Source organism: Stagnihabitans tardus, assembly GCF_009925085.1.
Taxonomy (GTDB): domain Bacteria; phylum Pseudomonadota; class Alphaproteobacteria; order Rhodobacterales; family Rhodobacteraceae; genus Stagnihabitans; species Stagnihabitans tardus.
This window is the reverse complement of sequence record NZ_JAABNR010000011.1, coordinates 149,173-176,144: the sequence shown is the minus strand read 5'-3', so window position 1 is coordinate 176,144 and position 26,972 is coordinate 149,173. Positions and strand designations below refer to the sequence as shown.

Annotated in this window: 27 protein-coding genes; 8 read left to right on the top strand and 19 right to left on the bottom strand. The window is 67.4% G+C overall.

Going from position 1 to position 26,972, the window contains the following annotated elements; all coding sequences use genetic code 11:
- Window positions 1–63: 63 nt before the first annotated feature.
- The 4 genes from GV832_RS13300 to GV832_RS13285 all read right to left on the bottom strand — a co-directional run bounded on the left by GV832_RS13300 (window position 64) and on the right by GV832_RS13285 (window position 6,786).
- Window positions 64–1,053, bottom strand: a complete 990-nt coding sequence (locus GV832_RS13300; RefSeq protein ID WP_168775363.1) for an MDR family oxidoreductase — start codon at window positions 1,051–1,053, stop codon at window positions 64–66.
- Window positions 1,054–1,145: 92 nt separating this feature from the next.
- Entirely contained in the window at window positions 1,146–2,681 is a 1,536-nt protein-coding gene (gene murJ / locus GV832_RS13295) for a murein biosynthesis integral membrane protein MurJ (RefSeq protein WP_168775362.1), read from the bottom strand.
- Between the two features lie 96 nt (window positions 2,682–2,777).
- Window positions 2,778–5,558: a [protein-PII] uridylyltransferase gene (locus GV832_RS13290; protein WP_227754407.1), complete on the bottom strand. Its 2,781-nt coding sequence runs from the start codon at window positions 5,556–5,558 to the stop codon at window positions 2,778–2,780.
- A 4-nt stretch (window positions 5,559–5,562) separates the two neighbouring features.
- Window positions 5,563–6,786, bottom strand: a complete 1,224-nt coding sequence (locus tag GV832_RS13285) for a penicillin-binding protein activator (protein ID WP_168775360.1) — start codon at window positions 6,784–6,786, stop codon at window positions 5,563–5,565.
- 116 nt (window positions 6,787–6,902) lie between these two features.
- Between GV832_RS13285 and rsmI the strand changes: the two genes are divergently transcribed.
- The 4 genes from rsmI to GV832_RS13265 are packed head-to-tail and all read left to right on the top strand — an operon-like array spanning window position 6,903 to window position 10,017.
- Entirely contained in the window at window positions 6,903–7,772 is an 870-nt protein-coding gene (rsmI, locus tag GV832_RS13280; RefSeq protein WP_227754406.1) for a 16S rRNA (cytidine(1402)-2'-O)-methyltransferase, read from the top strand.
- The gene (locus tag GV832_RS13275; RefSeq protein ID WP_227754405.1) at window positions 7,769–8,143 is read left to right on the top strand and encodes a YraN family protein; all 375 of its coding nucleotides are present in this window, start codon (window positions 7,769–7,771) and stop codon (window positions 8,141–8,143) included. The genes rsmI and GV832_RS13275 overlap by 4 nt, the downstream gene beginning before the upstream one ends.
- 57 nt (window positions 8,144–8,200) lie before the next feature.
- Window positions 8,201–9,148, top strand: a complete 948-nt coding sequence (gshB, locus tag GV832_RS13270; RefSeq protein WP_168775359.1) for a glutathione synthase — start codon at window positions 8,201–8,203, stop codon at window positions 9,146–9,148.
- Window positions 9,145–10,017 carry an alpha/beta hydrolase gene (locus tag GV832_RS13265; RefSeq protein WP_168775358.1) on the top strand — a complete coding sequence of 291 codons (873 nt, stop codon included), beginning with the start codon at window positions 9,145–9,147 and terminating at the stop codon, window positions 10,015–10,017. The genes gshB and GV832_RS13265 overlap by 4 nt, the downstream gene beginning before the upstream one ends.
- Here GV832_RS13265 and GV832_RS13260 read toward each other — a convergent pair.
- From GV832_RS13260 to trpS, 8 genes are all read right to left on the bottom strand, one after another.
- Window positions 9,990–11,495 (bottom strand): YifB family Mg chelatase-like AAA ATPase, encoded by a 1,506-nt coding sequence (locus GV832_RS13260; RefSeq protein ID WP_168775357.1) that lies wholly within the window; start codon window positions 11,493–11,495, stop codon window positions 9,990–9,992. The genes GV832_RS13265 and GV832_RS13260 overlap by 28 nt on opposite strands.
- Window positions 11,496–11,640: 145 nt before the next feature.
- Window positions 11,641–12,051, bottom strand: a complete 411-nt coding sequence (locus tag GV832_RS13255) for a GNAT family N-acetyltransferase (protein WP_354001965.1) — start codon at window positions 12,049–12,051, stop codon at window positions 11,641–11,643.
- Window positions 12,048–12,656 (bottom strand): tRNA (adenosine(37)-N6)-threonylcarbamoyltransferase complex dimerization subunit type 1 TsaB, encoded by a 609-nt coding sequence (gene tsaB / locus GV832_RS13250; RefSeq protein ID WP_168775356.1) that lies wholly within the window; start codon window positions 12,654–12,656, stop codon window positions 12,048–12,050. The genes GV832_RS13255 and tsaB overlap by 4 nt, the downstream gene beginning before the upstream one ends.
- Entirely contained in the window at window positions 12,646–13,203 is a 558-nt protein-coding gene (locus tag GV832_RS13245) for a NifU family protein (protein WP_168775355.1), read from the bottom strand. Before GV832_RS13245 ends, tsaB begins: the two co-directional genes overlap by 11 nt.
- A gap of 73 nt (window positions 13,204–13,276) precedes the next feature.
- Window positions 13,277–13,429, bottom strand: coding sequence for a hypothetical protein (locus GV832_RS13240; protein WP_168775354.1), 153 nt, complete (start codon window positions 13,427–13,429; stop codon window positions 13,277–13,279).
- 95 nt (window positions 13,430–13,524) lie between these two features.
- Window positions 13,525–13,983 carry a DUF2867 domain-containing protein gene (locus tag GV832_RS13235; RefSeq protein WP_354001964.1) on the bottom strand — a complete coding sequence of 153 codons (459 nt, stop codon included), beginning with the start codon at window positions 13,981–13,983 and terminating at the stop codon, window positions 13,525–13,527.
- Window positions 13,980–14,435, bottom strand: a complete 456-nt coding sequence (locus GV832_RS13230) for a universal stress protein (protein ID WP_168775353.1) — start codon at window positions 14,433–14,435, stop codon at window positions 13,980–13,982. Before GV832_RS13230 ends, GV832_RS13235 begins: the two co-directional genes overlap by 4 nt.
- A gap of 246 nt (window positions 14,436–14,681) precedes the next feature.
- Complete coding sequence (gene trpS, locus GV832_RS13225; RefSeq protein WP_168775352.1) at window positions 14,682–15,722, bottom strand: tryptophan--tRNA ligase; 1,041 nt, start codon at window positions 15,720–15,722, stop codon at window positions 14,682–14,684.
- Between the two features lie 75 nt (window positions 15,723–15,797).
- Here trpS and GV832_RS13220 point away from each other — a divergent pair, with 75 nt between their 5' ends.
- A complete protein-coding gene (locus tag GV832_RS13220; RefSeq protein WP_168775351.1) occupies window positions 15,798–16,499 on the top strand; it encodes a rhomboid family intramembrane serine protease in 702 nt (233 codons plus the stop codon).
- 129 nt (window positions 16,500–16,628) lie between these two features.
- Here GV832_RS13220 and GV832_RS13215 read toward each other — a convergent pair whose 3' ends face one another.
- The 3 genes from GV832_RS13215 to GV832_RS13205 form a co-directional block, all read right to left on the bottom strand.
- Window positions 16,629–18,644 (bottom strand): M3 family metallopeptidase, encoded by a 2,016-nt coding sequence (locus GV832_RS13215; protein WP_168775350.1) that lies wholly within the window; start codon window positions 18,642–18,644, stop codon window positions 16,629–16,631.
- Window positions 18,645–18,725: 81 nt separating this feature from the next.
- A complete protein-coding gene (locus GV832_RS13210) occupies window positions 18,726–19,523 on the bottom strand; it encodes an amino acid ABC transporter permease (protein WP_354001963.1) in 798 nt (265 codons plus the stop codon).
- Window positions 19,524–20,309, bottom strand: coding sequence for a transporter substrate-binding domain-containing protein (locus GV832_RS13205; RefSeq protein ID WP_168775349.1), 786 nt, complete (start codon window positions 20,307–20,309; stop codon window positions 19,524–19,526).
- Between the two features lie 236 nt (window positions 20,310–20,545).
- Between GV832_RS13205 and GV832_RS13200 the strand changes: the two genes are divergently transcribed.
- Entirely contained in the window at window positions 20,546–21,340 is a 795-nt protein-coding gene (locus tag GV832_RS13200; RefSeq protein WP_168775348.1) for a DODA-type extradiol aromatic ring-opening family dioxygenase, read from the top strand.
- A gap of 171 nt (window positions 21,341–21,511) precedes the next feature.
- Here the strand turns inward: GV832_RS13200 and GV832_RS13195 are convergent, their stop codons facing one another.
- From GV832_RS13195 to GV832_RS13180, 4 genes are read right to left on the bottom strand one after another with little or no spacing between them, the layout of a single operon-like run.
- Complete coding sequence (locus GV832_RS13195; RefSeq protein WP_168775347.1) at window positions 21,512–22,615, bottom strand: HesA/MoeB/ThiF family protein; 1,104 nt, start codon at window positions 22,613–22,615, stop codon at window positions 21,512–21,514.
- A 10-nt stretch (window positions 22,616–22,625) separates the two neighbouring features.
- Window positions 22,626–23,090: a dUTP diphosphatase gene (gene dut, locus GV832_RS13190; protein ID WP_168775346.1), complete on the bottom strand. Its 465-nt coding sequence runs from the start codon at window positions 23,088–23,090 to the stop codon at window positions 22,626–22,628.
- 29 nt (window positions 23,091–23,119) lie between these two features.
- Window positions 23,120–24,361: a bifunctional phosphopantothenoylcysteine decarboxylase/phosphopantothenate--cysteine ligase CoaBC gene (coaBC, locus tag GV832_RS13185; protein ID WP_168775345.1), complete on the bottom strand. Its 1,242-nt coding sequence runs from the start codon at window positions 24,359–24,361 to the stop codon at window positions 23,120–23,122.
- 39 nt (window positions 24,362–24,400) lie between these two features.
- Entirely contained in the window at window positions 24,401–25,264 is an 864-nt protein-coding gene (locus GV832_RS13180) for an RNA polymerase factor sigma-32 (protein ID WP_168775344.1), read from the bottom strand.
- 48 nt (window positions 25,265–25,312) lie between these two features.
- On the opposite strand from GV832_RS13180, the gene cobU reads away from it, so the two are divergent.
- Together cobU and GV832_RS13170 are read left to right on the top strand one after the other, a co-directional pair.
- Window positions 25,313–25,864 (top strand): bifunctional adenosylcobinamide kinase/adenosylcobinamide-phosphate guanylyltransferase, encoded by a 552-nt coding sequence (cobU, locus tag GV832_RS13175; RefSeq protein ID WP_168775343.1) that lies wholly within the window; start codon window positions 25,313–25,315, stop codon window positions 25,862–25,864.
- Window positions 25,865–25,934: 70 nt separating this feature from the next.
- A complete protein-coding gene (locus GV832_RS13170) occupies window positions 25,935–26,798 on the top strand; it encodes a glutathione S-transferase (protein WP_168775342.1) in 864 nt (287 codons plus the stop codon).
- The last annotated feature ends 174 nt before the right edge of the window (window positions 26,799–26,972 follow it).

Below are 26,972 nucleotides of genomic sequence, written 5' to 3'. Positions count from 1 at the left end.
CTGGCGGGGCGCGCACCCCCGCCTCCGCCGCCTAACCCCCAAGGTCTGCGTTGCGGCAAGGGGTCAGGCGTTGACGTCGATGACCACGCGGCCCTTGACCTCGCCCTTCAGGATTGCAGGCCCCAGGGCGGGGAGGTCGGCAAGCGTCGCGGGTTCCACCATGGCGTCAAGCTTGTCATGCGGCAGGTCGGTGACGATCCGGGCCCAGGCCTTCACCCGCATCTCGTAGGGGCACATGACCGAATCGATGCCCAGAAGGTTCACGCCCCGCAAGAGGAAGGGGATGACGCTGGCAGGCAGTCCCGCGCCGCCAGCGAGCCCCACCGCCGCCACCGAGGCCCCGTATTTCATCTGCCCCAGCACCCGCGCCAGCATCGGACCGCCCACGGCATCGATGCAGCCCGCCCAGGTCTCGGCCTCGAGCGGGCGCTTCACCGTCTCGGCCAGGTCGGCCCGGGGGATGATCCGCGTGGCGCCCAGATCGCGCAGATAGCCTTCCGTCTCGGGCCGCCCCGTCACGGCGGCCACCTGGTAGCCCAGCCGTGCGAGGATCGCCACCGCAGTGGAGCCCACGCCTCCCGCCGCCCCGGTCACCAGGACCTCGCCCTTCGACGGGGTCAGCCCGTGATCCTCCAGCGCCATGACGGCCAGCATCGAGGTCAGCCCCGCCGTCCCCACCGCCATGGCCTGGCGCGTGGTCAGGCCATGGGGCAGGGGCACCAGCCAATCGGCCTTGACCCGTGCCTTTTGCGCAAAGCCGCCCCACCAGATCTCTCCGACCCGCCAGCCGCCCAAGAGCACCTTGTCGCCGGGCTTGTAGCGGGGATCCTCCGAGGCCTCGACCGTGCCGGCCATATCCACCCCGGGGATATGGGGCCAGACCTTCACCAGCCCGCCGCCCGCGGGCCCCATGCACAGCCCGTCCTTGTAGTTCAGGGTGGAATACTCAACCGCCACCGTCACATTGCCGGGCGGCAGACCGGCCTCGTCGACCTCGCGCAACACGGGCACGGCGGTCTCGCCGGATTTCTCCATCACCAGGGCTTTGAACATGGGAACCTCCTCTTTCGGGCCAGAATGACAGGACCGGCGCCGGAGACAAGGGCGGAGCCTTCTGCGGGGATATTTGGGCCAAGTTGAAAGGATCAGGCGCGGCGGCGGAGCGCGCGGAGGTCCGACAAGCGGAAGGCGCCGATCAGGGCCCCGATGGCGAAATAGGCGGCGATGCCGCTGAGGCAAAGGGCGGCCAGGGCGGCGAAGCGCCAAAGGTGCAGGGAAAGCGCCTCCTCGAGCGCCCAGGCCAGGCCGTAAAGCACAGCGCCCATCAGCACAGAGGCCAGGGCGATGCGCGGCAGGCGGGCCTTGAAGCGGGCGTCGAAGCGGGCCTCCTCTGCCATCCTGCGCGAGCCCCACCAGAGCTGCGCCACCATGGCCCAGCCCGAGATCGTCGTGGCCCAGGCGGCGGCGGAGAAGCCGATCAGCGGCACGAGCCCCACGGCAAGTGCCACGTTCACCACCATCGAGACCAGGGCATAGGCAAAGGGGCTGCGCGTGTCCTCGCGGGCGTAGAACAGGGGTTGCAAGACCTTGTGCAGGACGAAGGCCGGGAGCCCTGCGCCGTAGATGGCCAGCGTCAGGGCCGTGGCCTTTGTGTCCTCGGGGCCAAAGGCGCCGCGTTCGTAAAGCACATGGCAGAGCGGCACGGCGATGACCACCAGGGCCACGGCGGCAGGCAGGGTCAGCATCAGGGCGAATTCCGCGCCTCGGTTGAAGGCCTCGCGACCGCCCTCTGTGTCCTTGGCGCGGAGGCGCCGGGAAAGTTCCGGCAAGAGCACCGTGCCGATGGCGATGCCGACGACGCCGAGGGGGAGTTGGTAGAGGCGGTCGGCGTAGGAGAGCCAGGCCACGGCGCCCTCGGTGAAGGAGGCCACCTGGCGGCCTACCAGCATGTTGATCTGCACGACCCCGCCCGCAAGGACGGCTGGCCCCGCGATCACGGCGAGGCGGCGAAGGTCGGAGGTCCAGCGCGGGATGCCGATGCCGAAGCCATAGCCCAGCCGCCGCGCCGCGACCCAGGTGAAGGCCAGTTGCGCCACCCCGGTCAGGGGCACGGTCCACGAAAGCGTCAGCCCCATGTCCCAATCCCGCCAGACCGCCACCCCCATGGCCGCAATGAAGACGAGGTTCATCAGCACGGGCACGAAGGAGGCCTCGGAGAACTTGCCCCTGGTGGTCAGCACGCCCGACAGAAGCGCCACCAGCGAGATGAAGAGGATATAGGAAAAGCTGATCCGGCCGAATTCCACGGCCAGGTCGAAGCGCTCGCCGGTGAAGCCCGAGGCCATGGCCCAGACGAGCCAGGGCATGGCCAAGGTGCCCACCAGGGTAAAGGCCATCAGAAGCCAGAGCATCCCGTTCCAGGCGTCGCGGGCGAAGCCTGTCGCATCCTCGCCGCCCTCGAGCTTCTTGGCGAAGAGCGGCACGAAGGCCATGTTGAAGGCGCCCTCGGCGAAGAACCTCCGGAACATGTTGGGGAGCGAGAAGGCGACGAGGAAGGCCTCGGCCACCGGGCCGGTGCCCAAGTATGCCGCCATCATCACGTCGCGGGCAAAGCCTGTGCCGCGCGAGACAAGGGTCCAGCCGCCGACGGTCAGGATGTTGCGGATGAGAGAGCGGGGCATGGGGGGCGCCTGTTGTTTTCGCCTTGGTAACGGGTTTGGGCGGCAAGGGAAAGGCGGGGGCTCCCGGCTCCGGGACGCGGTGCGCTGAAGCGCACCCTACGCCGGGGGCGCGCCCTGCGCTCGTTCGGCGCCCTCGGCGATGGCCTGGCGGAGTTTCGTGTCCAGCGCCTCTTGCCGGTGCTTGGCATGCAGCTTCAACCCGAACATGTCCTTGACGTAGAACGTGTCCACCACCTGCGCGCCATAGGTCGCGATCACGGCGCTGGCGATATAGATGTTGTTGGCGGCGAGCGTCCGGGTCAGGTCATAGAGCAGGCCCGGGCGGTCGCGGGTATCGACCTCGATGATCGTGTAGATCTCGGAGCCCTCGTTGTCGAAGCTGACATGGGTCGGGAAGCGGAACTCGCGCTCGCGCTTCTTGACCTTGTCGCGGTCGGCGAGCGCCGTGCGAGGCCGGACCTCGCCCTTCAGCGTCTTGTCGATCATGCCGCGCAGCCGGGGCAGGCGCGAGACCTCGTAGGGATGGCCCTCGGAGTCCTGGATCCAGAAAACGGCGGTCGCATAGCCGTCCTTGGACGTATAGGTCCGGGCATCGACGACATTGGCGCCGACGAGCGCGAGGGCTCCGGCCAGGCGCGAGAAGATGCCGGGGTGATCGACCAGGGCAAAACAGGCGCGGGTTGCGTCGCGCTGCGGCTCGGGGTGCAGGTCGATGCGGATCTCGTCGTCCTTCAGTCCCTGCAGCAGGCGGGCAAAGGCCTCTTGCGTGTCGGTGGTCAGGCCGGACCAATAGGGGTCGTAGTGGCGCGAAGTCTCCTTCGCGGCCTCGTCAGGGGTGAAATCGGCCAGCCGCGCCCGCAGCGCCGCCCGGCTCTCTTCGACCGCGCGGCCGCGGTTGAAGGTCTCGAGCCCGCCCTCCAGCGCCTCGACCGTATGGGCGTAAAGCTGGCGCAGCAGCATGGCCTTCCAGTTGTTCCAGGTGCCGGGCCCGACGCCGCGAATGTCGCAGACGGTCAGGACGGTCAAAAGGTCAAGCCGCTTGCGGGTCTCGACCGCCTTGGCAAAGTCGCGGACCGTGCGCGGGTCGCCGATATCGCGCTTTTGCGCCACGTCGGACATCAGGAGGTGATAGCGCACCAGCCATTCCGCCGTTTCGGCCTCGTCGGGGGTCAGGCCAAGGCGCGGGGCGATGCGGCGCACCATCTGGGCGCCGAGGATCGAATGATCCTCGGGCCGACCCTTGCCGATGTCATGCAAGAGAAGCGCCACGTAAAGCACCTTGCGGTTGACGCCGACCTTCAGGATGCCGGTGGCCACCGGGAGTTCCTCGACCAGTTCCCCCCGCTCGATCTGGGCCAGGACCGAGATGCACTGGATGATATGCTCGTCCACCGTGTAGTGGTGATAGACGTTGAACTGCATCATCGCCACGATGGGCTCGAAATCGGGGATGAAGGCCGAAAGGACGCCCAGCTCGTTCATCCGGCGCAGGCCCCTTTCGGGATTGCCATGGTCCAGAAGGATGCGCAGGAAGATGCGCACCGCCTCGGGGTCGTCGCGCAGATGGTCGTCGATCAGCGACAGGTTCGAGGCCACCAGCCGCATGACATTGGGATGCAAGAGATAGCCCGACCGCAGCGCCTCTTCAAAGACCCGCAGCATGTTCAGCGGGTCCTTCAGGAAGCGGGCGGGGTCCATGACATCCAGCCGCCCCTGGACCAGCTTGTAGCCCGCGCCGACCTTGCGGCGGTTGAGGAAGCCCATCAGCCGGGCCTCGGGCTTGGCATGGCGCGCCTCGAGCTCGGTCAGGAAGACGCGGGTGAGCTCGCCCACCCGCGTGGCGTGGCGGAAGTAATCCTGCATGAAATGCTCGACGGCACGGCGGCCCTGCGTGTCGCGATAGTTCATTCGGGCCGCGACCTCGACCTGAAGGTCGAAGGTCAGCTGATCGGTGGCCCGCCCGGTGATGTAATGCAGATGGCACCGCGCGGCCCACAGGAAGTTCTCGGCCCGGCTGAAAAGCGCATATTCCTCCGCCGTCAGAAGCCCGGCCTGCACCAGCCCCTGCGAGGAGGCGACGCGGTGCAGGTATTTCCCGATCCAATACAGCGTCTGAAGGTCGCGGAGCCCGCCCTTGGCCTCTTTGACATTGGGCTCCAGCACATAGCGCTGGCCGCCCTGGCGCTTGTGACGCTCGGCGCGCTCAGCCAGCTTGGCCTCGATGAAGTCGCGGCCGGTGTTGCGGAAGAGCTCGGACCAGAGCTTGTCGTCCAGCTCGGAGGCCAGGGCGCGGTCGCCGCAGATCGCGCGGTGTTCCAGAAGCGCCGTGCGGATGGTGATGTCCTCGCGGCCAAGACGCAGGCAGTCCTTCACCGTGCGGCTGGAATGGCCGACCTTCAGCTTCAGGTCCCACAGGATGTAAAGCATGGTCTCGATGATGGATTCCGCCCGGGCGGTGATCTTCAGCGGATAGAGGAACAGGAGGTCGACGTCGGACTGGGGCGCCATCTCGGCGCGGCCGAAACCGCCCACGGCCAGAACGGCCAGGCGTTCGGCATCAAGCTGCGTGGCGGGGGGCTGCATGGCCGCCGCCGCCTCATGGGCCAGGGTCACCAGGGCATCGGTCATCCGCGCCTGGGAATGGGTCAAGGGCAGCGCATTGCGGGGGTCGGCGGCATAGGCCTCGGCCAGGCGCGCATTGGCCCGGGCCTTGGCCTCGGCCAAGAGCGCTCCGACAGCGGCGCGGGCGGATTTCGGGTCGGCGCCCCGACAGGCGGCAAGGACCTGCGGGCGCAGGCTGCCGAGGTCCAGGACCTCGGCCTCCGGCAAGAGGAGCGCCGGGCCCCGGGGGGCCTCGGCCATTGGCGCAAGGGACATGGGCTCAGTAACCGGTGCCGCCGAAGCTTTGCGGAGCGGGGTCGATGATCTGGACCTGCTGGTTGACGATCTGGGCGACGGCCAGGCCGCGCTGGTTGGTGCCATTGCCGTTCAGACGGAAGATGCCGCCGACGCCGACGAAGCCCTGCGGCTGGGTCAGGCCCTGGGCGTTGAGCTGTCCGATGCCGCCCTGCTTGACGAGGGCCCCCATGGCCGCGATCCCGTCATAGGCCAGGCCCGCCGTGGCATGGGGCGCCGCGCCATAGGTCGACTGGTAGCGGGTCAGGAAGGCCTGGGCCAGGTTCGGGTCGGGCATCGCGAACCAGCCGTTCTGCACGCCGGGCTGGGTCAGGTTGGCGGTCGGGATGTCCCAACGGGTCAGGCCGATATACTGGGTGGCCGCCGGGTTGACGCCGTTCTCCATCAGAAGCTGGGTCAACAGCGGCAGAGCGCCGCCGGTATCGGCCGTCAGGAAGACGGCCTGGGCATTCGAAGACTTGGCCGAGCCCGCAATCGCGGTCACGGCCTGGACGATGCCGTTCTGGCTGAAAGGATAGGAGCCCGTCGCAGCAATCTGCCCGCCCGAAGCCGCGATGGCGGCCTCGATGGCGGCCTTCCCGGCCTCTCCGGCGGCATTCTCGTCCGAGACGACCATGATCCTGGTCTTCCCCTGCGAGACCGCGAAGGAGGCAAGCCGCCGGGCCGTCGAATCGAAGGTCTGACCCAGGACGAAGACATTGCCGCCCGCGACGGCAGGGTTGTTCGAGAAGGAAAGGACGGGGACGCCGGCCGAGGCGACCGTGGCGCCGACCTTGGCGGCCTCCAGCGCGTAGAAGGGGCCAAGGATCGCCTTTGCGCCGTCCTCGACGGCCTTGGCCGCCTGGGCTGCGGCCTGATCGGGATTGGCAGCGGTCGGATAGACCCGCAGATCGACCTTCACGTCGCCCAGGTCGGCGATCGCCATCCGGGCCGCGTTTTCAAGCCCTTGGGCGATCAGGTCATCGGTCGCCTCGCCCGAGCCCGAAGGCACGAGCAGCGCCACGGGCACGGGCTCGCCATTGTAAGCGCCCGTGGGGGCCGGACCGGTCGTGGTCTCGCAGGCCGCCAGAAGCGCCAGCGCCGCAAGGCCGCCCGTGACCGGGGCCGTGACGGACCTTGCCACCCGGGCGCCGAGATGCGACAGGGCCGAGACGGCTGCCCTTGCCAGGGATGACGGAAAAGCGACCATGGAAATCTCCTCTTGCAGGTGCGGCGCGGGCCGACCTTGACCTTTGGGAGAGAGTAAAGGGAAGCTGCGGTGAAGTAAACTTGGGCTGGCCATGGGTCGGCGGAAAGGGGGCCGCGATGGCCGGTTGGACGCCGATGCCGGGACGCATAGCGCCGGGACTGCACCTGGTCTCGACGCCGATCGGGGCGGCCCGGGACATCACGCTGCGGGCGCTGGACCTGCTTGCGGGGGCCGATGTGCTGGCGGCGGAAGACACGCGGACGCTGCGGCATCTGATGGAGATTCATGGGGTTGCGCTGAACGGTCGGATGATCCTGCCCTATCACGACCACAACGGCGCCGAAATGCGCCCGAAAATCATGGCGCTTCTGGCCGAGGGAAAATCGGTGGCCTATGCCTCCGAGGCAGGGACGCCGCTGGTGGCCGATCCGGGTTTTCAGCTTGCCCGCGAGGCCATCGCCTTGGGCCAGACCGTGCTGGCCGCCCCCGGGGCCTCGGCCGTGCTCTGCGCGCTGACGGTCTCGGGCCTGCCCTCGGACCGCTTCCTCTTCGCGGGCTTCCTGCCGCCGAAATCCGCAGCCCGCAAGACCGCGCTTTCGGACCTGGCCAAGGTTCCCGCAACCCTTATCTTCTACGAATCACCCAACCGCGTGGCTGCGACCCTGGCGGACATGGTCGAAATCCTGGGGCCAGGGCGGCAGGCAGCCCTGTGCCGCGAACTGACGAAAAAGTTCGAAGAAGTGAGACGCGCCAGCCTGGCTGACCTGGCATCCCTTTGCAGGGAAACGGGATTCAAGGGCGAAATCGTCCTCCTGATCGACCGCGCGACCGAGGTTCCGGCATCGAGCCAGGACATCGAATCTGCGCTTCGCAACGCTTTGCTAACCCTTTCCAGCAAAGATGCCGCTGCGGCGGTTGCTCAGGCCTTCGGACTTCCTCGCCGTGACGTCTATCAAATGGCTCTGTCCTTGGGGGATGCGGAATGACGATGCGGTCAAGGCAAATTCGCGGCAAAACCAACTATCTCGCCGGTCTCGCCGCTGAGGATCAAGTCAGCCGTCTTTATGACGACAGCGGGCGCACCGTGATTGCCCGGCGCTGGCGCGGCACCGCGGGTGAAATCGACATCATCGCCCGCGACGGCGACAAGCTGATCTTCATCGAGGTGAAGAAGAGCTCGACGCATTTTCTCGCGGCCGAACACTTCACCTGGCACCAGCAACAGCGCGTCCGTTCGACCGCCGAAGAATTCTTCTTCACCGGCTCTTTCGAGGGTATCGAAGAATTGCAGGTCGATCTCGCCCTGGTCGACAGCATGGGCCGGATCGAGATCGTCGAAAACGCGCTCGTCGCTTGACCATTTGCATCTGCCCTGCGGCTGGGCCATCAATGGCCCCGTATCAGGGAGAGCGCCATGGGCTTGAGCGTCGCATTGCAGATGGATCCGATCGGGTCGGTCAACATCAACGGGGACAGCACCTTTCGAATTGCCCTCGAGGCGCAAGAGAGGGGACATTCCCTGTTCTTCTACACGCCCGACAAGCTGGCCTTCGTCGAGGGGCGCGTCATCGCAAGGGGGTTCCCGATCACGCTGCGGCGCGAGATCGGGAACCACGTGACCTATGGGCCCGAGACCGAGGTCGATCTGGCGACCTGCGATGTCGTCTGGCTGCGGCAGGATCCGCCCTTCGACATGGGCTACATCACGACGACCCATCTGCTTGACCTCATCCATCCCCGGACCCTGGTCGTCAACGACCCGTTCTGGGTGCGCAATTGTCCCGAGAAGCTTCTCGTCCTGCAGTTTCCCGACCTGCACCCCCCAACCGCCATCGCCCGCGACCTGGCCACGATCAAGGCCTTCAAGGCCCGCCACGGCGACGTCATCCTCAAGCCGCTCTACGGCAACGGCGGCGCAGGGGTTTTCCGGCTTGACCCCAATGACCGCAACCTGTCTTCCCTGCACGAGCTCTTCACCTCGATGAGCCGCGAGCCGCTCATCGTCCAGAAATTCCTCCCCGACGTCGTCCATGGCGACAAGCGCATCATCCTGGTCGATGGCGAACCCGTGGGCGCCATCAACCGCGTCCCCCAGGCGGGCGAGACGCGGTCCAACATGCATGCCGGGGGCCGCCCCGAGAAGGTCGGCCTGACCCAGCGTGACCTTGAAATCTGCGCCGCCATCGGCCCGACGCTCCGCGAAAAGGGCCAGGTTTTCGTCGGCATCGATGTCATCGGCACCTACCTGACCGAGATCAACGTGACCTCGCCCACCGGCATCCAGGAGCTCGAGCGCTTCGACGGCACCAACACGGCCGAGCGGATCTGGCAGGTGATCGAGGCCAAGATCGCCGCCAGATGAGCCTGCGCCGGGCGCTCCTGAACCGCATCCTGCGCTGGACCGCCCGGCCCTCCATGGCACGCGCCCGCGACCCGGGCGCCGAGCGGCGCAAGTTCGACTTCGGGGCACGGTTCTTCCGGCGGCCGTCGCATCTGCTCTTCCTCGACGGGGACCTGCCCCGCGTCACCTGCCATCCCTCCCGCGCCACCCCGGTCATCCTCTATTTCCATGGTGGCGCCTATGTCACCGGCGGGCCCGCGACCCATCTGACCATCACCGGCCGCCTCGCCCGGCTGACGGGCATGACCGTCTATGCCGCCCGCTATCCGCTTGCCCCCGAGCATCCCGCCCCCGCCGCCTTCGATGCCGCCGTCGCAGCCCATGCCCGGCTGACACGGCTATACCGTCCCGACCAGATCATCCTTGGTGGCGACAGCGCGGGCGGAGGTCTCGCCCTCGCCCTCCTGGCCCATCTCTGCCAGACCGGCCAGCGCCCCGCAGGGCTTTTCGCCTTTTCGCCCTGGACCGATCTCACCCTCGGCGGCGAAAGCCTGCGCCTTAACGCCGACAGCGACGTCATCCTGCCCGCCCATCGCGTGGTCGAGGCCAGCACCCTGGTCCGCGGCCGCCTTCCCGCCGATGACCCCCGCATCTCCCCCCTCTTCGCGCAATTCCCCGACCCGCCGCCCGTCCTGATCCAGGTCGGCACGACCGAGGTCCTGCGCGACGATTCCCGGCGCATGGCAGCGGTCCTCGGCGCCAGGCTCAGCGAATGGGAGGACTGCCCGCATGTCTGGCAGATGTTCGACGGTTTCCTCCCCGAAGCCCGCGCCGCGCTGCGCGAGACCGCCGATTTCATCCTTCACTTGGCCGAGAGCACCGTCCGGTAGCTCACTGCTTCGGCGATATGCGCGCGTGAGATATCCGCCGCGCCTTCCAGGTCGGCAATCGTGCGCGCCACCCGCAAGACGCGGTGATAGCCCCGCGCCGTCAGGCCGAAGCGCTCGGCCACGCGTTGCAGCAGCGCGCGCCCCTCGGCATCGGGGCGGGCGATCTCGTCCAGAAGCTCGCCCTCGGCCTCGGCATTGACCCGGACCTCCAGGCCTTCGAAGCGTTCCGCCTGGATCTCGCGGGCGGCTTGCACGCGGGCCGCCACCGTGGCGGATTTCTCACCATCGGCAGGCAAATCAAGGTCTTGCCAGGACACGGGCGGCACATCGACGCGCAGGTCGAAGCGGTCCATCAACGGGCCGGAGATGCGGCCCATGTAATCCTCGCCGCAGGCAGGCGCCTTGTTGCAGGCCCTCTCGGCATCGGCCAGGTGGCCGCAGCGGCAGGGATTGGCGGCGGCGACCAAGAGAAAGCGGCAGGGATAACGCACATGGGCCGAGGCGCGGGCCACCATGACCTCACCTGATTCCATCGGCTGGCGCAGCGTGTCCAGCACGGTCCGGGGGAACTCGGGCAGCTCATCCAGGAAGAGCACGCCGTTATGCGCCAGGCTGATCTGCCCCGGCTTGGCGCCGCGCCCACCGCCGGCGATCGCCGCCTGGCTGGCCGTGTGATGCGGGTCGCAAAAGGGCCGGGCGCGCGTGATGCCGCCAGCCAAGAGCCCCGCGACGGAATGGATCATCGAGGTCTCCAGCGCCTCCTCCGCCGAGAGGGGCGGCAGGATGCCGGCCATGCGCTTGGCCATCATGGATTTTCCCGAGCCCGGCGGGCCGATCATCAGCATGTGGTGACGTCCCGCCGCCGCGATCTCCAGCGCGCGCTTGGCCCGCTCCTGGCCCTTGACGTCACGCAGGTCGGGGACCTGCTGGGCCTGCGCCATCTCGCCCGCCACGGCCCGTGGCAGCGCCTGGCGCCCGGTGAAATGGCCGACGATTTCCGACAGCGTCGTCACGCCGAAGACCTCTGTCATGCCGACCCAGGCGGCCTCGGCGGCGGAGGTCTTGGGCACCATCAGCGCCTTGCCCTCGGCCGCCGCCGCCACCGCCGCAGGCAGGGCGCCCGCCACCGGCAGGATGCGGCCATCCAGCGACAATTCCCCCATGAAGACAAAGGCTTCGACCTGGTCGGCCGGAACGATCTCCAGCGCCGCAAGGACCGCCATGGCGATGGGCAGGTCGAAATGTGACCCCTCTTTCGGCATATCCGCCGGAGAAAGATTGACCGTGATCCGCTTGGAGGGCAGGGCGAAGGACAAGACGGTCAGCGCGGCGCGGACCCTTTCGCGCGCCTCTGACACCGCCTTGTCGGGCAGGCCCACGACGCCGAAGCCCGCAATCCCCGAAGCAATGGCGCATTGAACCTCGACCATTCGGGCCTCGACGCCCTCGAAAGCGACGGTGAAAGCGACTGCACCCATGGACCCCTCCGGAATGGTTAACCAATCGCTTGGGATGGTTTAAGAAAGGTTAACGCCAGGCGAGAGCTTCGGGAAAACGCGAATAATCTGTGGCAATTCATGACCCGGGGATGAATTGTCTGCGGAAATTCGGGGGGTCTTGCGGCTAGGCCAGCGAACAGCCCATCAGGATCGCATCCTCTTGCCGCCCTTCGCCGCGATAATAGCCGCGCCGCCGCCCGGTCTCGGCAAAGCCCTGGCCTTCGTAAAGCGCACGGGCCGGGGCGTTGCCCTCGGCCACCTCAAGGAAGGCGCTTTCCGCCCCCCGCGCCCGGGCCTCGGCCAGGAAGCCCGCGACCAGCGCCCGCCCGATCCCCTGCCGCCGCGCGCCCGGATCGACGGCCAGGGTCAGAAGCTCGGCCTCTCCGGCCACGACCTGGGCCATGAGAAAGCCGCCGGGCCGCTCCAGCGTGAAGGAGAACCGCCCCTCCTGCGTGGCGGCCAGCTCCTGCGCCGACCAGGGCGGCGGCAGGGTGAAACAGGCGGCATGGAGCCGCGCCATCTCGTCGGGCGTCACAGGATCACCGGGGGCGGGTCGGAGGGCGGGAGAGCATCGGCGCCCCGCAGGTAAAAGGGCGCGGGCGCGCCGCCCTGCCCCGCAGCCGCCACCCTTGCGATGTTCAGCACCAGGGAGGGCGTCGGCAGGACCGTCCCGCCAAAGCGCAGGGCCAGGTCATCCGCCCGGTATCCCACGGTAAAGGCGGGGGAAAACCCGGAAAGCTCCTCCCATTCGGCCAAGGCAGCCGCGCCCTCTCCCTGCACATAGACCGCACCGCGCCTGGCGTCGAGACAGGCCAGGGCCCCCTCATGCCCAAAGCGCAGCGCCTGGAGCGATGTCACGCCGACCAGCGGCACGCCAAGGCCCAGAGCGAGCCCCCGCGCCGCCGCCACCGCGATCCGCACCCCGGTGAAATTCCCCGGCCCCGTGCCCACGGCCAAAAGCGTCACATCTGGCCAGCCCAAGCCCTGCCCGGCCAAAAGCGCCTCGACCATGGGCATCAGCCGTTCCGCCTGGCCGGTGGCCATCTCTTCGAAAGCCTCGACCTCTCTGCCCCGGAAAAGCAAAGCGGCGGCGCAATGCGCCGCCGATGTGTCGATGGCCAAAGTGACCTCAGGCCGCAACGGGGCGGACCTCGGTCACTTCGGGGATATAGTGGCGCAGCAGGTTCTCGATCCCCATCTTCAGCGTCAGGGTCGAAGAGGGGCAGCCCGCGCAGGCGCCCTTCATATGCAGGTAGACCACGCCCCGGTCAAAGCCGTGGAAGGTGATGTCGCCGCCGTCCTGCGCCACGGCAGGCCGCACGCGGGTATCCAGAAGCTCTTGAATCTGCTTGACGATCTCGCCATCCGGGCCGTCGTGGACCGCATGGGCCGCCGCCTGCTCGCCCTCGATCACCGGGGCGCCCGACTGGAAATGCTCCATGATGGCGCCGAGGATCGCGGGCTTGATGTGCTGCCACTCGACGCCCTCGGCCTTGGTCACCGTCACGAAATCGGTGCCGAGGAAGACCCCGGTCACGCCCGCCACCGCGAAGACGCGGGTGGCCAGCGGCGACTTGGCCGCCACCTCGGCATTGGGGAAATCGGCGGTCCCCATGGCCAACACTTCCATCCCCGGGAGGAATTTCAGCGTGGCGGGGTTCGGCGTGGATTCGGTCTGGATGAACATCCGGTATCTCCTGACAGTTCCTGTCGGATATGCGCCCCAAGGGGCGCCAAGTCAAGATTGGAATGGTTCCAGATCAGCCGTAATAGCCGAACATCTGCTCCAGCGCGGCAAGGGGCGCCGAAAGCACGGGCGCCGGAGCCGGGGGGGCCTTGGACAGCTCGGGGAGGAAATAGGACAGGCCGGGAACTTCGGCGCGGAAGGCGGCGGGGGATTGCGGCTTGGACATGTGAACCCTTTCTTCCTCCCTGCCGCCTTTTGCGCCCAAGGCCCTTGCGGCACCAGCGCCAAGCCCGCCAGGCCGCCATGCCGAAAATGCATGGCTCAAAGCCCGCGCAAAAGCCGCCGCAGCATGACCCGGACGATCAGCCGATGGGCGGGGCCGACCACCCACATATAGGCCCGGCCAAAGCGGTTGTGCGTGACGACCGAGGCCGTGATGCCAAGGCGCAGCCCGCCCGTCACGCAGATCATCACATCCAGGTGGCGGTCGCGGGCGGTCAGGGTCAGGCGACCCGGCTCCTCCCCCTCGACGAGGAAGAAGTCCAGCCGGTCGCCGACCTTCGGCGCGGCCACGGGGGCGCCCGAAAACCCGCCGATCCTCGCCACCCCGAACCGGGCCGAGATCGCGTCCCGGATGCGGAAGGCCAGCGCCAGGCCCGGCAGCGGATCGGCCATGATCCGCCCCCAGGCCTCGACCGGGCTCATCGGGCGCGGCAGGTCGACCGCAGCTTCGTGCAGGAAGGCAAGGTCCTGCGGCAAGGCGACCAGAAGCGGCGTCACGAGATGCTCTCCAGCCGTTCCTTGCTCATGTCGCCGGGCACAATGGTGATCGGGATGGGGAGCGTCCCCGAAGACCGCGTCAGCGCCGTCACCAGGGGGCCGGGCCCGTTCTTCTCGTGACTGGCCCCCAGGACAAGGACGCCGACCTCGGGGTCCTCGCGCACCTGGGAGAGGATCTCGGCCACCGGGTCACCCTCGCGGATCACCAGCTCGGGATTGACGCCCTGCTTGTCGCGCATCCACTTGGCGAAGACCTCGAAATGCGCCTCGATCCGCTCGCGCGCCTCGGCCCGCATCAGGTCGGCCACGCCCATCCAGTGCTGGAACTCTTCCGGGGGGATGATCGAGAGGATCTGCACGCCCCCCCCGGTATGCGAGGCCCGAAGCGCGGCAAAGCGCATGGCATTCAGACATTCCCGCGTGTCGTCGAGCACGACCATGAATTTCCGCATGGCACTCTCCTTCGCGCCCCTTATCGCCCAAAGGTCCCCCCCGGACAAGTCTTTCAATTTGGCCAAGATATCCCGGGGGCTGCGCCGGCAAAAAAGAACCCCCGGTCGGCGACCGGGGGTCAAGAACCCGAGAGAGACCCGCGCAAGGGGACGGCGACGGGGTCAGGGCGAGGCAAGCTGCCTGAGGCTATCCTGCCGCCGGCTTGAATCGATTCCGTGACGCCCTTGGCTTTTTCTGGGGATAAGTCACCGCGAGCGGATCATCCCGACGATGTCCTTGACCTGGGCCAAGATCGGCTGGGCGATGGCATCGGCGCGCTCGGCCCCCTGGCCCAGGATGCGGTCGATCTCGGCCGGGTCCTTCATCAGCCGGTTCATCTCGGTCGTGATGGGCGAGAGCTTGGCCACCGACAATTCCGCCAGTTTCGGCTTGAAGGTCCCGAACTGCGCGCCGGCATATTCCGCCACCACCGCCTCGGGCGTCATCCCCGCGAGCGCGGCATAGATATTGACCAGGTTCTTGGCCTCGGGCCGGTCTTTCAGACCCTCCAGCGTCTCGGGCAGGGGCTCGGGGTCGGTTTTCGCTTTCCTGATCTTCTGGGCGATCATGTCGGCGTCATCGGTCAGGTTGATGCGGCTCTGGTCGCTGGGATCGGATTTCGACATCTTCTTCGTCCCGTCGCGCAAGGACATGACCCGCGTCGCGGCACCTTCGATCAGGGGTTCGACCACCGGGAAGAAATCCACCTTGTAGTCGTTGTTGAACTTGATCGCGATGTCGCGGCAGAGCTCCAGGTGCTGCTTCTGGTCGTCGCCCACGGGCACCATGGTCGCATGATAGGCGAGGATGTCGGCGGCCATCAGCGAGGGATAGGCAAAGAGCCCCAGCGAGACGTTTTCGCTGTTCTTGCCCGCCTTGTCCTTGAACTGGGTCATCCGGCTCATCCAGCCCATCCGGGCGATGCAGTTGAAGATCCAGCCCAGTTCCGCATGGGCCGTGACCTGCGACTGGTTGAACAGGATCGACCGCTTGGGGTCGATGCCCGCCGCGATGAAGGCCGCAGCCCCCTCGCGGGTCTGCTGGCGCAAGCGTTCGGGGTCTTGCCAGACGGTGATCGCATGCAGATCGACGAGGCAATAGATCGTCTCGATCCCCTCATCCTGCTTTTCGACGAACCGCTTCAGGGCGCCGAGATAATTCCCAAGGGTCAACCCGCCCGAAGGCTGGATGCCCGAGAAGATCCGGGGCTTGAAGCTGGACTGAGGCGTTTGGACCGGCTCGGTCATGAGAGACTCCATCTGGAAAGTTCAGGCTCAAGGGCTTATCCAAGGCCCCTGCCCCCGTCAAACGAATTGGCCGCCATGACCGAGACACCTGCGCCCCTGAACCCCCTGCCGATGATCGCCTGGGTCCTGGCCCTGCCGATGATCGCGCTGGAGATCGTGCTTTCGGCCGGCGAGAACGGCCTGGCCGGGGGCCCAACCGCCATTGGCTGGCGGGCCGAGGCGATCCAGCAACTGGCCTTTGCGCCGGACTATCTGCGCCAGATGCTGCTCTTGAACCAATGGCCGCTGGACGGGCTGTGGCGGCCCTTCACCCATGTCTTCGTGAACGGCGACCTGACCGGAGCGCTCTTTTCCGTCGTCATCCTCCTGGCCTTGGCCAAGTTCACCGGGGAGGTCTTTCGGTGGTGGGCCGTGACGCTGATCTTCTTCGCCTCGGCCCTGGGCGGCGCCCTGGCCTATGCGGCGATCCCCTGGACCCATGCCGGGCTCTATGGCGGTTGGCCCGCGATCTATGGGCTGATCGGCGGTTTCACCTGGGTGCAATGGATGCGCGAGAAGATCACCGGCATCCCGAACAACGCCTTCCGGCTGATCGGCTTCCTGCTGGGGGTCCGCGTGGTCTTCGGCGTGGCGGCGCTGACCATGGGCGGGCTGGACCAGTCCGAGGGCTGGATGTGGGTGGCCGATGCCGCAGGCTTCGCGGTGGGCTTCGGCCTGTCGTTCTTCGTCATTCCCGGCGGCGCCCGAGCGCTTCTGACCCGCATCCGCAAGCGGTAAGGAGGCTCCGGGTCGGGGCCCGGAGCAGCCTGGCGCTGCTGGCACGGCAAACTCGGGGCGGAGAGGGCCCGGAGCGCGGGGTGGGCGGGTGGGAGCGGTCCGGGCCCTCTCCCTTCCCAGCCTCTCCCCTCACACCTCTTCCAAGAGCCCCCTGCCCTTCAGCAAAGGCTCCACCCCCGGCATCTTGCCCCGGAAGGCCAGGTAGGCGGCATCGGCCTCCTGGCTGCCCCCGGCCGAGAGGATATGCTTCTCCAGCCGCGCGGCCGTTTCCGGGTCGAAGGCAGAGCCCGCCTCTTCGAAGGCAGCGAAGGCATCGGCATCCATGACCTCGGACCACATGTAGCTGTAATAGCCGCTGCTATAGCCGTCACCGGAAAAGACATGGGCGAAATGCGGGGTGGCGTGGCGCATGCGGATGGCATGGGGCAGGCCCATCTCCTCCAGGACCTCGGCCTGACGCGTCATGGGGTCGGCAGGCGGCGCGCCCTCGTGGAAAGCCAGGTCCACCATGGCGGAGGAGACGAATTCCACCGTGGCAAAGGCCTGGTCATAGGTCCCCGCCGCCAAAAGCCGTTTCAGCATATCGGCGGGCATCGGCTCGCCACTCTGCCAATGGCGGGCGTATTCCTGCAGCACTTCGGGCACTTCCAGCCAGTGTTCGTAAAGCTGGCTCGGCAGCTCCACGAAGTCCCGCGCGACATTGGTGCCCGCGATGAAGCCATAGGTCACGTCGCTCAGCATCTGGTGGAGCGCATGGCCGAACTCGTGAAACAGCGTCCGCGCATCGTCATAAGAGAGCAAGCAGGGCTCGCCCTTGGCGAAGTTGCAGACATTGACGACGATGGGCCGCTGCGCGCCGCCAAGCTTCCTTTGCCCCCTAATATCCGAACACCAGGCGCCGGACCGCTTGGAGGGCCGCGCAAAGTAATCCCCGATGAAGACGGCAACATGTTTGCCCTTGCGGGTCACCTCCCAGGCACGGGCGTCGGGGTGGTAGAGGGGCACGGAGAGCTCCCGGAACTCCAGCCCGAAAAGCCTGGTGGCACAGCCGAACATGGCGGCCAGCATCGCCTCGAGCCCCAAATAGGGCTTCAACAGCGCCTCATCCAGGTCATGCTCGGCCTTCCGCCGCTTTTCCGAGTAATAGCGCCAATCCCAGGCCTCCAGCGGCCCCGCGATGCCATCGGCACGCAGCATCGCCTCCAGCACCGCGGCATCGGCTTCGGCCTTCTTCTTCGCCGGCGCCCAGACCCGCATGAGCAGATCGCGCACCGCGCCGGGCGTCTTGGCCATCTCGGGCTCCAGCTTGAAATCGGCAAAGCTGGCATAGCCCAGAAGCTGCGCCCGCTCATGCCGCAAGGCAAGCGTCTCGGCCGCGATCCCCCGGTTGTCGGTCTCGCCGCCATTCGCGCCCCGCGCCACCCAGGCCGCATAGGCCCTCTCGCGCAGGTCCCTGCGCGGCGAGAACTGCAGGAAGGGCACGATCAGCGACCGGTTCAAGGTCACGCAAGGCGCGCCATTGCCGCCCGCAGCCCTGGCCGTCGCCACGACGAAATCCGGCAGGCCTTCCAGGTCCGCCTCCGAGAGCTCCATCTTCCAGGCCCGCTCATCGGCCAGCACGTTCTGGCTGAACTTGGTCCCCAGAACCGCCAGCCGCGCCTTGACCTCGGTCAGCCGCGCAGCCTTCTCCCCCTCCAGGAGCGCGCCCGACCGCACGAACATCCGCCGATAAAGCTCCAAGACCCGCAAGCGCTCGCCCGAGAGCGCCCCACGCCCCTGCCAGACCGCCTCGATCCGGGCGAAAAGCGCCTTGTTGTTCGAAACCCAGGAGGAATACTCCGAAAGCTTCGGCGCCATCTCCGACTGCAAAGCCTCGCGCGCCTCGTTCGAATCCGCGCCCACGAGGTTGTAGAAGACCCCGCAAACCCGGCTCAAAGCCTCTTCGGACAGCTCCAAAGCCTCGATGACATTCTCGAACGTCGGCGCCGCCGCATCCTCGGCAATCGCCGTCACCCGCGCCCGCGCCTCCTCCAGCGCCGCGGCAAAGGCCGGGGCGAAATCGGCATCCGAAAAGGCGCCATAGGGCGGCAAGCCAAACTCGGTCTTCCACTCGGTCAGCAAAGCGTTCACGGCACCCTCTTTCATCTTTTCATAAATATCCCGGGGGGGCTGGGGGGCTGGCCCCCCAGCTTTTGCATGGTCTGGGGGCAGCGCGCCCCCAGGGGTTCACCCACCCTGTCCCACCACTTTCATCCCGCGCTCAAACCGCCGCAAGGCCAGGCTCAGCGAGATCGTCATCAAAAGGTAGAGAAGCGCCACCATGTTATAGGTCTCGAAATAGCGGAAGTTGCCCGCTGCCATGACCTTGCCGATCTGGGTGATATCGGCCACGCCGAGGATCGAAACCAGCGACGAATCCTTCACCATGGCCACGAAGTCATTGCCAAGCGGAGGCAGGATCACGCGAAAGGCCTGGGGGAAGACGACATGGCGGAACCTCTGCCACCCATTCAGCCCCAAGGACATCGCGGCCTCGGTCTGGCCCTTGTCCACCGATTGCAGGCCCGCCCGGAAGATTTCGGCCAGGAAGGCGGAATAGGCGAGCGTCAAGGCCATCACGGCCCGCGCCAGAAGCGGGAAGTCGCGCGGCCGGACCGGCTCCATCCCCAGGAAGCCCGTCACCCCGTTCCAGGCCCAGACCATGCCCGGCGCCACGACGAAGGCGACATACAGAAGCAAAACCATGATCGGCACGCCCCGGATCACCTCGATCCAGAGCCGAGCCGCCTGGCGCAGCAGCCGGAACCGCGAGAGCCCGGCCATGGCCAGCCCCAGGCCCATCAGGCAGGCCAGCACATAGGCCACCACCGTCACGCCAATGGTGATGCCGATGCCCTTCACAAGCCCCGCCATCACATCCGAGTAGATCTCGCTGGCCCAGACCTCGTACAAGGCCCAAAGGCCGGTGGCCGCAACGACCACCAGCCACCAGGGAAAATCCTCTCCTTGGGTCTTCGGCTGCACTCAGTTCATCTTGTAATCAAGGAACCACTTCTTGTTCAGCGCATCGAAGGTCCCATCGGCCTTCATCGCCTCGATCGCCGCATTCATCGGCGCGGCGAGGTCAGAGCCCTTGGGGAAGATGAAGCCGAAATCCTCGGTGCCGAGCGGCTCGCCCACGAGCTTCAGGCCCCCGTTCGAGGCATCGACATAGCCTTTCCCGGCGGTCATGTCGGTCAGAACCGTGTCAACATCGCCCGCCTTCAGGGCCTCGACGGTCGCGCCGAAGGTCTCCATCAGCTTGATGCGCGGGTTCTGCTCGTTGCCATCCAGCACGGAATAAACGGCGGTGTAGAAGGGCGTCGTGCCGGGCTGCGCGCCGATCAGAAGGTCGGCATTGGCGGCGAAAGAGGCCGCATCGGTGAAGCGCGTCTCATCGCCGCGCACCATCATGATGCTTTCCGACCGCATATAGGGCTCGGAGAAGTCGATCTTCTCCTTGCGCTCATCGGTGATGGTGATGCCGGTCATCCCCATGTCGAACTGGCCTTCCGAGACCGCCGGGATCATGGCGTCCCAGGAGATGTTCTCGTATTTCACCTTGAAATTCAGCCGCTTGGAGATCTCGGCAATGGCGTCGTATTCCCAGCCGATGGCCTGGCCGTCCTTGTCGAGGAACTGCAGCGGCGGATAGGCGTTTTCCGTCACGATGGTGATCTCGCGGCCGCCCAGGTCGGGAAGGGCTTGGGCGAAGGCGGCGGTGGACATCAGGCCCAAGGCAAGGCCAGCAAGGGTTGAGGCGAATTTCATCGGATGACTCCCTGTCACGAAGCGATGGCGGATCAAACCCCAAGCCGGGGCGGACCGCAAGGGGCGGGATGGGAAAGACGCCCAGCACGGTCGTGTTAAGGTAGGGTGCGTGCTTGCACGCACCGCTCCCCAAGACCGCGCCGGGCGGTGCGTGCAAGCACGCACCCTACCCCTCTCCTCATGCCCAATTGCGCAGCGCTGTTCCCGCGCGCATCTTGGCCCCAAGGAGGTGACACATGTCCCGTATGCCCACTTACTTCATCTCTCACGGCGGCGGCCCCTGGCCCTGGCTCTCCAACATGCGCGCCATGTTGAGAAACCTGGAGGTTTCTCTCGCCCGCATGCCCTCGGAACTGCCCGAAAAGCCCAAGGCGATCCTGATGGTCTCGGGTCACTGGGAGGAGGATGATTTCGCCGTGATGACCTCGCCCCGCCCGGGCATGGTCTATGACTACAGCGGCTTCCCGCCCGAGACTTACAAGATCACCTATCCGGCGCCCGGCGCGCCCGAAATCGCCCAGCGGACGGCCGAGCTGATCCGCGCGGCGGGCCTGCCGGTCAGCCTTGACGCGAAACGCGGCTTCGACCACGGCACCTTTGCGCCCGCCGTGGTGATGTATCCTGAGGCCGATGTGCCGGTCTACCAGGTCTCGATGATGCATGACTATGACCCCGCCCGCCACTTCGCCCTGGGCCGGGCGCTGGCGCCCTTGCGCGACGAGGGCGTCCTGATCGTGGGCTCGGGGCTTTCGTATCACAACCTGCGGCTCTTCGGGCCCGGCGCGAAGGTCCCCTCGGCAGCCTTCGATGCCTGGCTGGAGCAAACCATGGCCCTGCCCGGGCCCAGGCGGACCCAGGCGCTGATGGACTGGGAGACCGCGCCTTACGCCCGCACCTGCCACGCCCGCGAGGATCATTTCGTGCCCCTCTTCACCGCGCTTGGCGCGGCGGAGGAGGAAGAGGCCGTGCGGGTCTATCACGACACCGATCTCTTTGGCGGCGTCACGGCCTCCAGCTACAAGTTCGGCTGAGGCGGATCGCGACGGGGCTTCACAGTCTCGCCGATCGCATGTGGAACGCCCGGGGAGGTTTCACACCTCCCCGGACCCCTCCGTGGGATATTTTTGAAAAGATGAATGGGAAAGGGGCGCGGGCTTTGGCCTTGCGCCTTTTGTGACAAGGGTGGGGACGGCGGGGCGCGCTTATCCTTGGCCGCAGATGGGGCAGTCGGGGCGGCGGGTGATTTCGAAAGACCGGGCCTCGGTGTAGAGCGCATCGTAAAGGTAGAGGCGGTTCTTCAGGGTCTCGCCGGCCTCGGTCAGGTGCTTGAGGGCCTCCATGGCCATCATGGCGCCGAGGATCCCCGGCAGGGGGGCGGCCACGCCCGCCTCGGCGCAGGTGGGGACCATGCCGGGGGCGGGGCGCTCGGGGAAGCAGCATTGGTAGCAGGGCGTGCCCAGGGCGGTGTGGAAGAGCGAGATCTGGCCCTCCCATTGCGTGATGGCGGCCGAGATCAGGGGCTTTTTCGCCGCGTGGCAGAGGCGGTTCACCAGGTAGCGGGTGTCGAAATTGTCGCAGCCGTCGAGGATCAGGTCGTAGTCGGCGATGAGATGCGCGGAGGTCTCGTCCAGCCGCATGTCATGCGGGATCACCCGGATATGGGGGTTCAGCGCCGTCATGGCGGCTGCGGCAGAGGCGACCTTGGGCTGGCCGACGGTGGCGGTCCGGTGGATGATCTGGCGCTGCAGGTTGCTGTCATCGACCACATCGGCGTCGATCACCCCGATGGTCCCCACGCCCGAGGCCGCGAGATACATCAGCGCCGGAGAGCCAAGGCCGCCCGCGCCCACGACCAGGACCCGGGCCTCCTTCAGCGCGCGCTGCCCGGGGCCGCCGATCTCGCGCAAGAGGATATGGCGGGCATAGCGCGACAGTTCCGAGGGCGAAAAGGCGCCGGGCTTCGCCGGTTGGGGCGCGCCGCTTTCGTCCCCCTTGGCCGTGGCAGGAGGCCGGGGTTCCGCGCTGCCCAGCCAGTCGGCGGGGACACGGCCCGAGGCCCGGGCCCGCGCGCGCAGTCGGCGGAGCCCCGCCCGATAGGCCAGGACCAGCGCGCCCAGCACGCTCAGCGCGGCCCAGGACCGCCAGCCACCCAGCCGCAGCGCGAGGTCAGAGCCGGGCGCCGCCACCAGCACGGCGCCTGACCCGAACCAGACCAGCCCCATCGGGATCAGCCGCTTCCAGGGCGCCACGTCGAAGACCCAGCCCAGCACCCAAAACCCAGCCAGAAGCCCCAGGATCGCGGTCATGCCCGTTCCCTCATGACCGGCCCGTCGAGCCGAAGCCGCCCGTCCCGCGCTCGGTCTCGTCCAGCGCGGTGACCACCCGGTAGCCCGCCTGGACCACCGGGGCCACCACGGCCTGGGCGATCCGGTCGCCATGCCGCACGAGGTAATCCGTGCCCGAGAGGTTGACCAGCGCCACGCCCAAAGGCCCCCGGTAATCGCTGTCGATCGTGCCCGGCGCATTGACCACGGTCACGCCGGATTTCACCGCAAGGCCCGACCTCGGCCGGATCTGCATCTCGTAGCCTTCCGGGATCGCCACCCGGATCCCGGTGGGCAGGATCGCCCGCCCCATCGGCGGCAGGACCACCCCCGTCGCCCGGCTCTCGGGCGGCAGATTGGCGCGCAGGTCGGCACCCGCTGCGCCCAGGGTCTCGTAGGACGGGAGCGGCAGGCCCTGGTCGGCCCAGTCCTCCCAGAGGACAGCGATTTCGATCATCGGATTTCCTTGACGGTCAACGGGGCGGCTCATGCTGTGCCCGAGGCCTTGTTCCTGGCCGCCCCAGGCGCGGAGGTTCCAGGCGTCACCGCCGCCCCCAGGGCCTCGGCGATGCGCAGGGCGAGGCGGCGGGCGACCTCTTCCTTCGGCGCCCGCTCCCAGGTCTCTTCCCCCGAACCGGTGATCAGCGTCACGGCATTCTCGGAGCCGCCCATGATCCCGGTCGCCGGAGATACATCATTCGCCACGATCCAGTCGCAGCCCTTGCGGAGCCGCTTGGCCCTTGCATGGGCCAGGACGTCATCGGTCTCGGCGGCAAAGCCCACGACCAGCGCAGGCCGCGCCGCGCCTTTCGAGACCGTGGCGAGGATATCGGGGTTCTCTGCGAAGCTGAGCACAGGCAGCGCGCCCGCCACCTTCTTCATCTTCGAGGCCCCCGCATTCTCCACCCGCCAATCGGCGACCGCCGCCGCCATCACCGCCGCATCGGCGGGCAGCGCGGCCTCAACCGCGACCAGCATCTGCGCCGCCGTTTCCACCCGCACGACGTCCACCCCCTGCGGCGGTGGCACCGAGGCAGGCCCCGTGACGAAGGTCACCCGGGCCCCCAGGTCCCGCAAGGCCGCCGCAATCGCCGTCCCCTGCGCGCCCGAACTGCGGTTGGCGATATAGCGCACGGGGTCGATGGGCTCATGCGTCGGACCCGAGGTCACCAGCACATGACGGCCACTCAAGGGCCCCTCGAACATCCCCTGGATCGCCGCAAAGATCGCCGCAGGCTCGGCCATCCGCCCCGGGCCATATTCACCACAGGCCATCTCGCCCTCGTCAGGGCCCACGAAGCGCACCCCATCAGACCGCAGCGTCGCAAGGTTCCGCTGTGTCGCCGGGTGCTGCCACATCCGCACATTCATCGCAGGCGCCACCAGGACCGGCGTATCGGTCGCCAGAAGCAGCGTCGAGGCCAGGTCATCGGCTCGCCCCGTCGCCATCTTGGCCATCAGATCCGCCGTCCCGGGCGCCACCACGATCAGATCGGCCGAGCGGGAAAGCTCGATATGGCCCATCTCGGCCTCTGCGGTCAGGTCGAAGAGCGCCTCATGGACCTTCTCCCCGGCCAGGGCGCCCACCGACAAGGCGGTCACGAATTCCGACCCCGCCCGGGTCAGGACCGGGGTCACAGCATAGCCCGCGCCCTTCAAGAGCCGGATCAGCAGCAGGCTCTTGTAGGCCGCGATCCCGCCGCCGATGATCAGCAAAACCCGTTTCATGGCGCCCCCTTTTGCGGCCAAACTAGGCCGCATCAAGGGTCAGCGCAACAGGTCGCCCATGCCCTGCGCCTCGAGCTGGCGGCGCAGCTTGACGAAGGCCGCAGCCTCCAGCTGGCGGATGCGCTCCTTGGACAGCTTCAGCTCCTCGCCCAGGCTCTCCAGCGTGCGCGGCTCATCCGAGAGCTGCCTTTCCCGCACGATCAGCCTTTCGCGGGGCGAAAGCGTCGCCATGGCATCGGCCAGCTTGCGGCGCAGGATCGCCTGGTCGTGGTCCTGGACGAAGGGGGCGGGCTGGTCGTCTTCCAGGACGTCGATCCACTCGCGCCCATCCTCGTCCGAAGATTGCGTCGCGTTCAGGCTGGCGTCCGAGCCCGCAAGCCTTCCCTCCATCATCAGGACGTCATGCAAGGGCACGCCCAGCTCTTCGGCCACGGCCCGCGACAGGGCCTCGCCCTCCAGCTTTTCACCCCGGGCCGAGGCCTCGCGGGCCAGCCGCGCCTCGACCCGGCGCATGTTGAAAAAGAGCGACTTCTGCGAGGTGGTGGAGCCCGTCCGCACCAGCGACCAGTTGCGCATCACATAGTCCTGCAACTGCGCCTTGATCCAGAACATCGCATAGGTCGAGAAGCGCACCCCCCGGTCGGGGTCGAACTTCTCGGCCGCCTTCATCAGGCCAAGGGCGGCTTCCTGCGTCAGGTCGCCCATCCCGGCGCCATAGCGGCGGAATTTCATCGCCATCGAGATCGCCAGCCGCATATAGGCGGTGATCAACCGGTCCAGCGCCGCGCTGTCGCGGTGGTCGCGCCAGGCCCGGGCGAGGGCGCCCTCCTGCTCGGCGCTCAGAAGTTCGGCGCGGCGAGCGCGAAGCGCCAGCCTCGGGTCGGCGAATTGGTCCAAAGCCATCACGACCTCCTTTGCTGTCTTGTCTTTTCCCTGATACGCACCAAATCCATGACCGGATCACTGAACCTTCCGAAATTGTCGCTGGTCCTGGGCGGGGCGCGCTCGGGGAAATCCGCCCTGGCCGAGAGGCTGGTGACGGGATCAGGCCGCGCGCGTCACTACATCGCCACGGCCGAGGCATGGGATGACGAGATGCGGGCGCGGATCGCCGACCACCACAGGCAGCGCGGCCCGGATTGGGTGACGCATGAGGCGCCGCGCGACGTGGGGGCCGTGCTGGCGCAGGTTCCGGCCGATGCCGTGGTGCTGCTGGACTGCGCGACGCTCTGGCTGACCAATGTGCTCTTGGCGGAGGGCGATATCCCGGCGGAAAGCGCCGCCCTGATCGCGGCTTGCCTCGCGTGCCCCGCCCCGGTCGTCGTGGTCTCGAACGAGGTGGGCTGGGGCATCGTGCCCGAGAACAAGCTCGCCCGGGCCTTCCGCGACCACCAGGGGCGGCTGAACCAGCAGATCGCCCGGGCTTCGGGGCTTGTGGTGGGCGTCATGGCGGGCCTGCCCATGGTCTTGAAGGCTCCCCCGGGGTTCCATCACGATCTTTGATGGACGCCGCCACATTTCCGCGTTTCCTTATGCCGCAGGGCAGCGCTAGCCTGCGGAAAAGGAGACCCCAATGACCTATGAACTCGTGATCGGCGACCGTGGCTATTCCTCCTGGTCCCTGCGCGGCTGGCTGCTCTTCGACGCCTTCGGCATCCCCGTGAAGACCATCTCGGCCCGGCTCTACACCGACGAGCTGCCCAATCTTCTCAAGGACTTCGCGCCCTCCCGCACCGCCCCCACGATGCGCACGCCCGAGGGCTGGGTCATCCCCGAGACCATCGCCATCGCCGAAGAGCTGGCGACCCGCCACCCCGAGGCGGGCATCTGGCCCGCCGATCCGCACAAGCGCGGCGTGGCCCGGGTGCTCGCGGCCGAGATGCATGCGGGCTTCGGCGCGCTGCGCGACCATTGCCCGATGAACCTGCGGACCAGTTACACCGACTGCGCCCCGCCGGAGGCCGTCCTGAAAGACCTCGAACGGCTGGAAACCCTCTGGGCCTGGGCCAAGGCGCAGACCGGGGGCGCCTGGCTCGCGGGCGATTACTCCGCCGCCGATGCCTTCTTCGCCCCCGTGGCCACGCGGATCGCGACCTACAACCTGCCCGTCTCGCAGACCGCAATGGACTATGTGAGCCAACACCTCTCCCATCCCTCCTTCCGCAAATGGCGGGCCATGGGGCTGGTGGATGGCGCGGATCAGCCCTTCTACTTCCGCGACTACCCGACCCGGCCCTGGCCCGGCCCCGCCCCCCTGCCCGCAAAAGCGGCAGAGGGCACCACGGCCGAAAACACCGCCTGCCCCTATTCGGGCAAGCCCGTCACCCATGTCCTGGAGCTGGAGGGCCGCCGCTTCGGCTTCTGCAACGCCTTCTGCCGCGACAAGACCGTGGCCGACCCGGAAGCCTGGCCCGCCTTCATGGCGCTGGTGAAGTGACGCAGCGTCAAGCGGCGGGAGAGCGCCCGTTCTTTGATCGTATGATCAAAAAGCAAACGCCCCCGCCGTTTTTCCCGTTGACGATGGGCCCTTGCTGCACCCTTAATCAGCGGTGAACGCCCGCGACCCGGACATGAGTCTGGCGGACAGGGCATCGCTTTTGACAACGGGAGA

Bases quoted from the DNA above. Each gene is read 5' to 3' on its own strand.
- GV832_RS13300 (WP_168775363.1), bottom strand. From the start codon at position 1,053: ATGTTCAAAGCCCTGGTGATGGAGAAATCCGGCGAGACCGCCGTGCCC.
- murJ (WP_168775362.1), bottom strand. From the start codon at position 2,681: ATGCCCCGCTCTCTCATCCGCAACATCCTGACCGTCGGCGGCTGGACC.
- GV832_RS13290 (WP_227754407.1), bottom strand. From the start codon at position 5,558: ATGTCCCTTGCGCCAATGGCCGAGGCCCCCCGGGGCCCGGCGCTCCTC.
- GV832_RS13285 (WP_168775360.1), bottom strand. From the start codon at position 6,786: ATGGTCGCTTTTCCGTCATCCCTGGCAAGGGCAGCCGTCTCGGCCCTG.
- rsmI (WP_227754406.1), top strand. From the start codon at position 6,903: ATGGCCGGTTGGACGCCGATGCCGGGACGCATAGCGCCGGGACTGCAC.
- GV832_RS13275 (WP_227754405.1), top strand. From the start codon at position 7,769: ATGACGATGCGGTCAAGGCAAATTCGCGGCAAAACCAACTATCTCGCC.
- gshB (WP_168775359.1), top strand. From the start codon at position 8,201: ATGGGCTTGAGCGTCGCATTGCAGATGGATCCGATCGGGTCGGTCAAC.
- GV832_RS13265 (WP_168775358.1), top strand. From the start codon at position 9,145: ATGAGCCTGCGCCGGGCGCTCCTGAACCGCATCCTGCGCTGGACCGCC.
- GV832_RS13260 (WP_168775357.1), bottom strand. From the start codon at position 11,495: ATGGGTGCAGTCGCTTTCACCGTCGCTTTCGAGGGCGTCGAGGCCCGA.
- GV832_RS13245 (WP_168775355.1), bottom strand. From the start codon at position 13,203: ATGTTCATCCAGACCGAATCCACGCCGAACCCCGCCACGCTGAAATTC.
- GV832_RS13240 (WP_168775354.1), bottom strand. From the start codon at position 13,429: ATGTCCAAGCCGCAATCCCCCGCCGCCTTCCGCGCCGAAGTTCCCGGC.
- GV832_RS13230 (WP_168775353.1), bottom strand. From the start codon at position 14,435: ATGCGGAAATTCATGGTCGTGCTCGACGACACGCGGGAATGTCTGAAT.
- trpS (WP_168775352.1), bottom strand. From the start codon at position 15,722: ATGACCGAGCCGGTCCAAACGCCTCAGTCCAGCTTCAAGCCCCGGATC.
- GV832_RS13220 (WP_168775351.1), top strand. From the start codon at position 15,798: ATGACCGAGACACCTGCGCCCCTGAACCCCCTGCCGATGATCGCCTGG.
- GV832_RS13215 (WP_168775350.1), bottom strand. From the start codon at position 18,644: ATGAAAGAGGGTGCCGTGAACGCTTTGCTGACCGAGTGGAAGACCGAG.
- GV832_RS13205 (WP_168775349.1), bottom strand. From the start codon at position 20,309: ATGAAATTCGCCTCAACCCTTGCTGGCCTTGCCTTGGGCCTGATGTCC.
- GV832_RS13200 (WP_168775348.1), top strand. From the start codon at position 20,546: ATGTCCCGTATGCCCACTTACTTCATCTCTCACGGCGGCGGCCCCTGG.
- GV832_RS13195 (WP_168775347.1), bottom strand. From the start codon at position 22,615: ATGACCGCGATCCTGGGGCTTCTGGCTGGGTTTTGGGTGCTGGGCTGG.
- dut (WP_168775346.1), bottom strand. From the start codon at position 23,090: ATGATCGAAATCGCTGTCCTCTGGGAGGACTGGGCCGACCAGGGCCTG.
- coaBC (WP_168775345.1), bottom strand. From the start codon at position 24,361: ATGAAACGGGTTTTGCTGATCATCGGCGGCGGGATCGCGGCCTACAAG.
- GV832_RS13180 (WP_168775344.1), bottom strand. From the start codon at position 25,264: ATGGCTTTGGACCAATTCGCCGACCCGAGGCTGGCGCTTCGCGCTCGC.
- cobU (WP_168775343.1), top strand. From the start codon at position 25,313: ATGACCGGATCACTGAACCTTCCGAAATTGTCGCTGGTCCTGGGCGGG.
- GV832_RS13170 (WP_168775342.1), top strand. From the start codon at position 25,935: ATGACCTATGAACTCGTGATCGGCGACCGTGGCTATTCCTCCTGGTCC.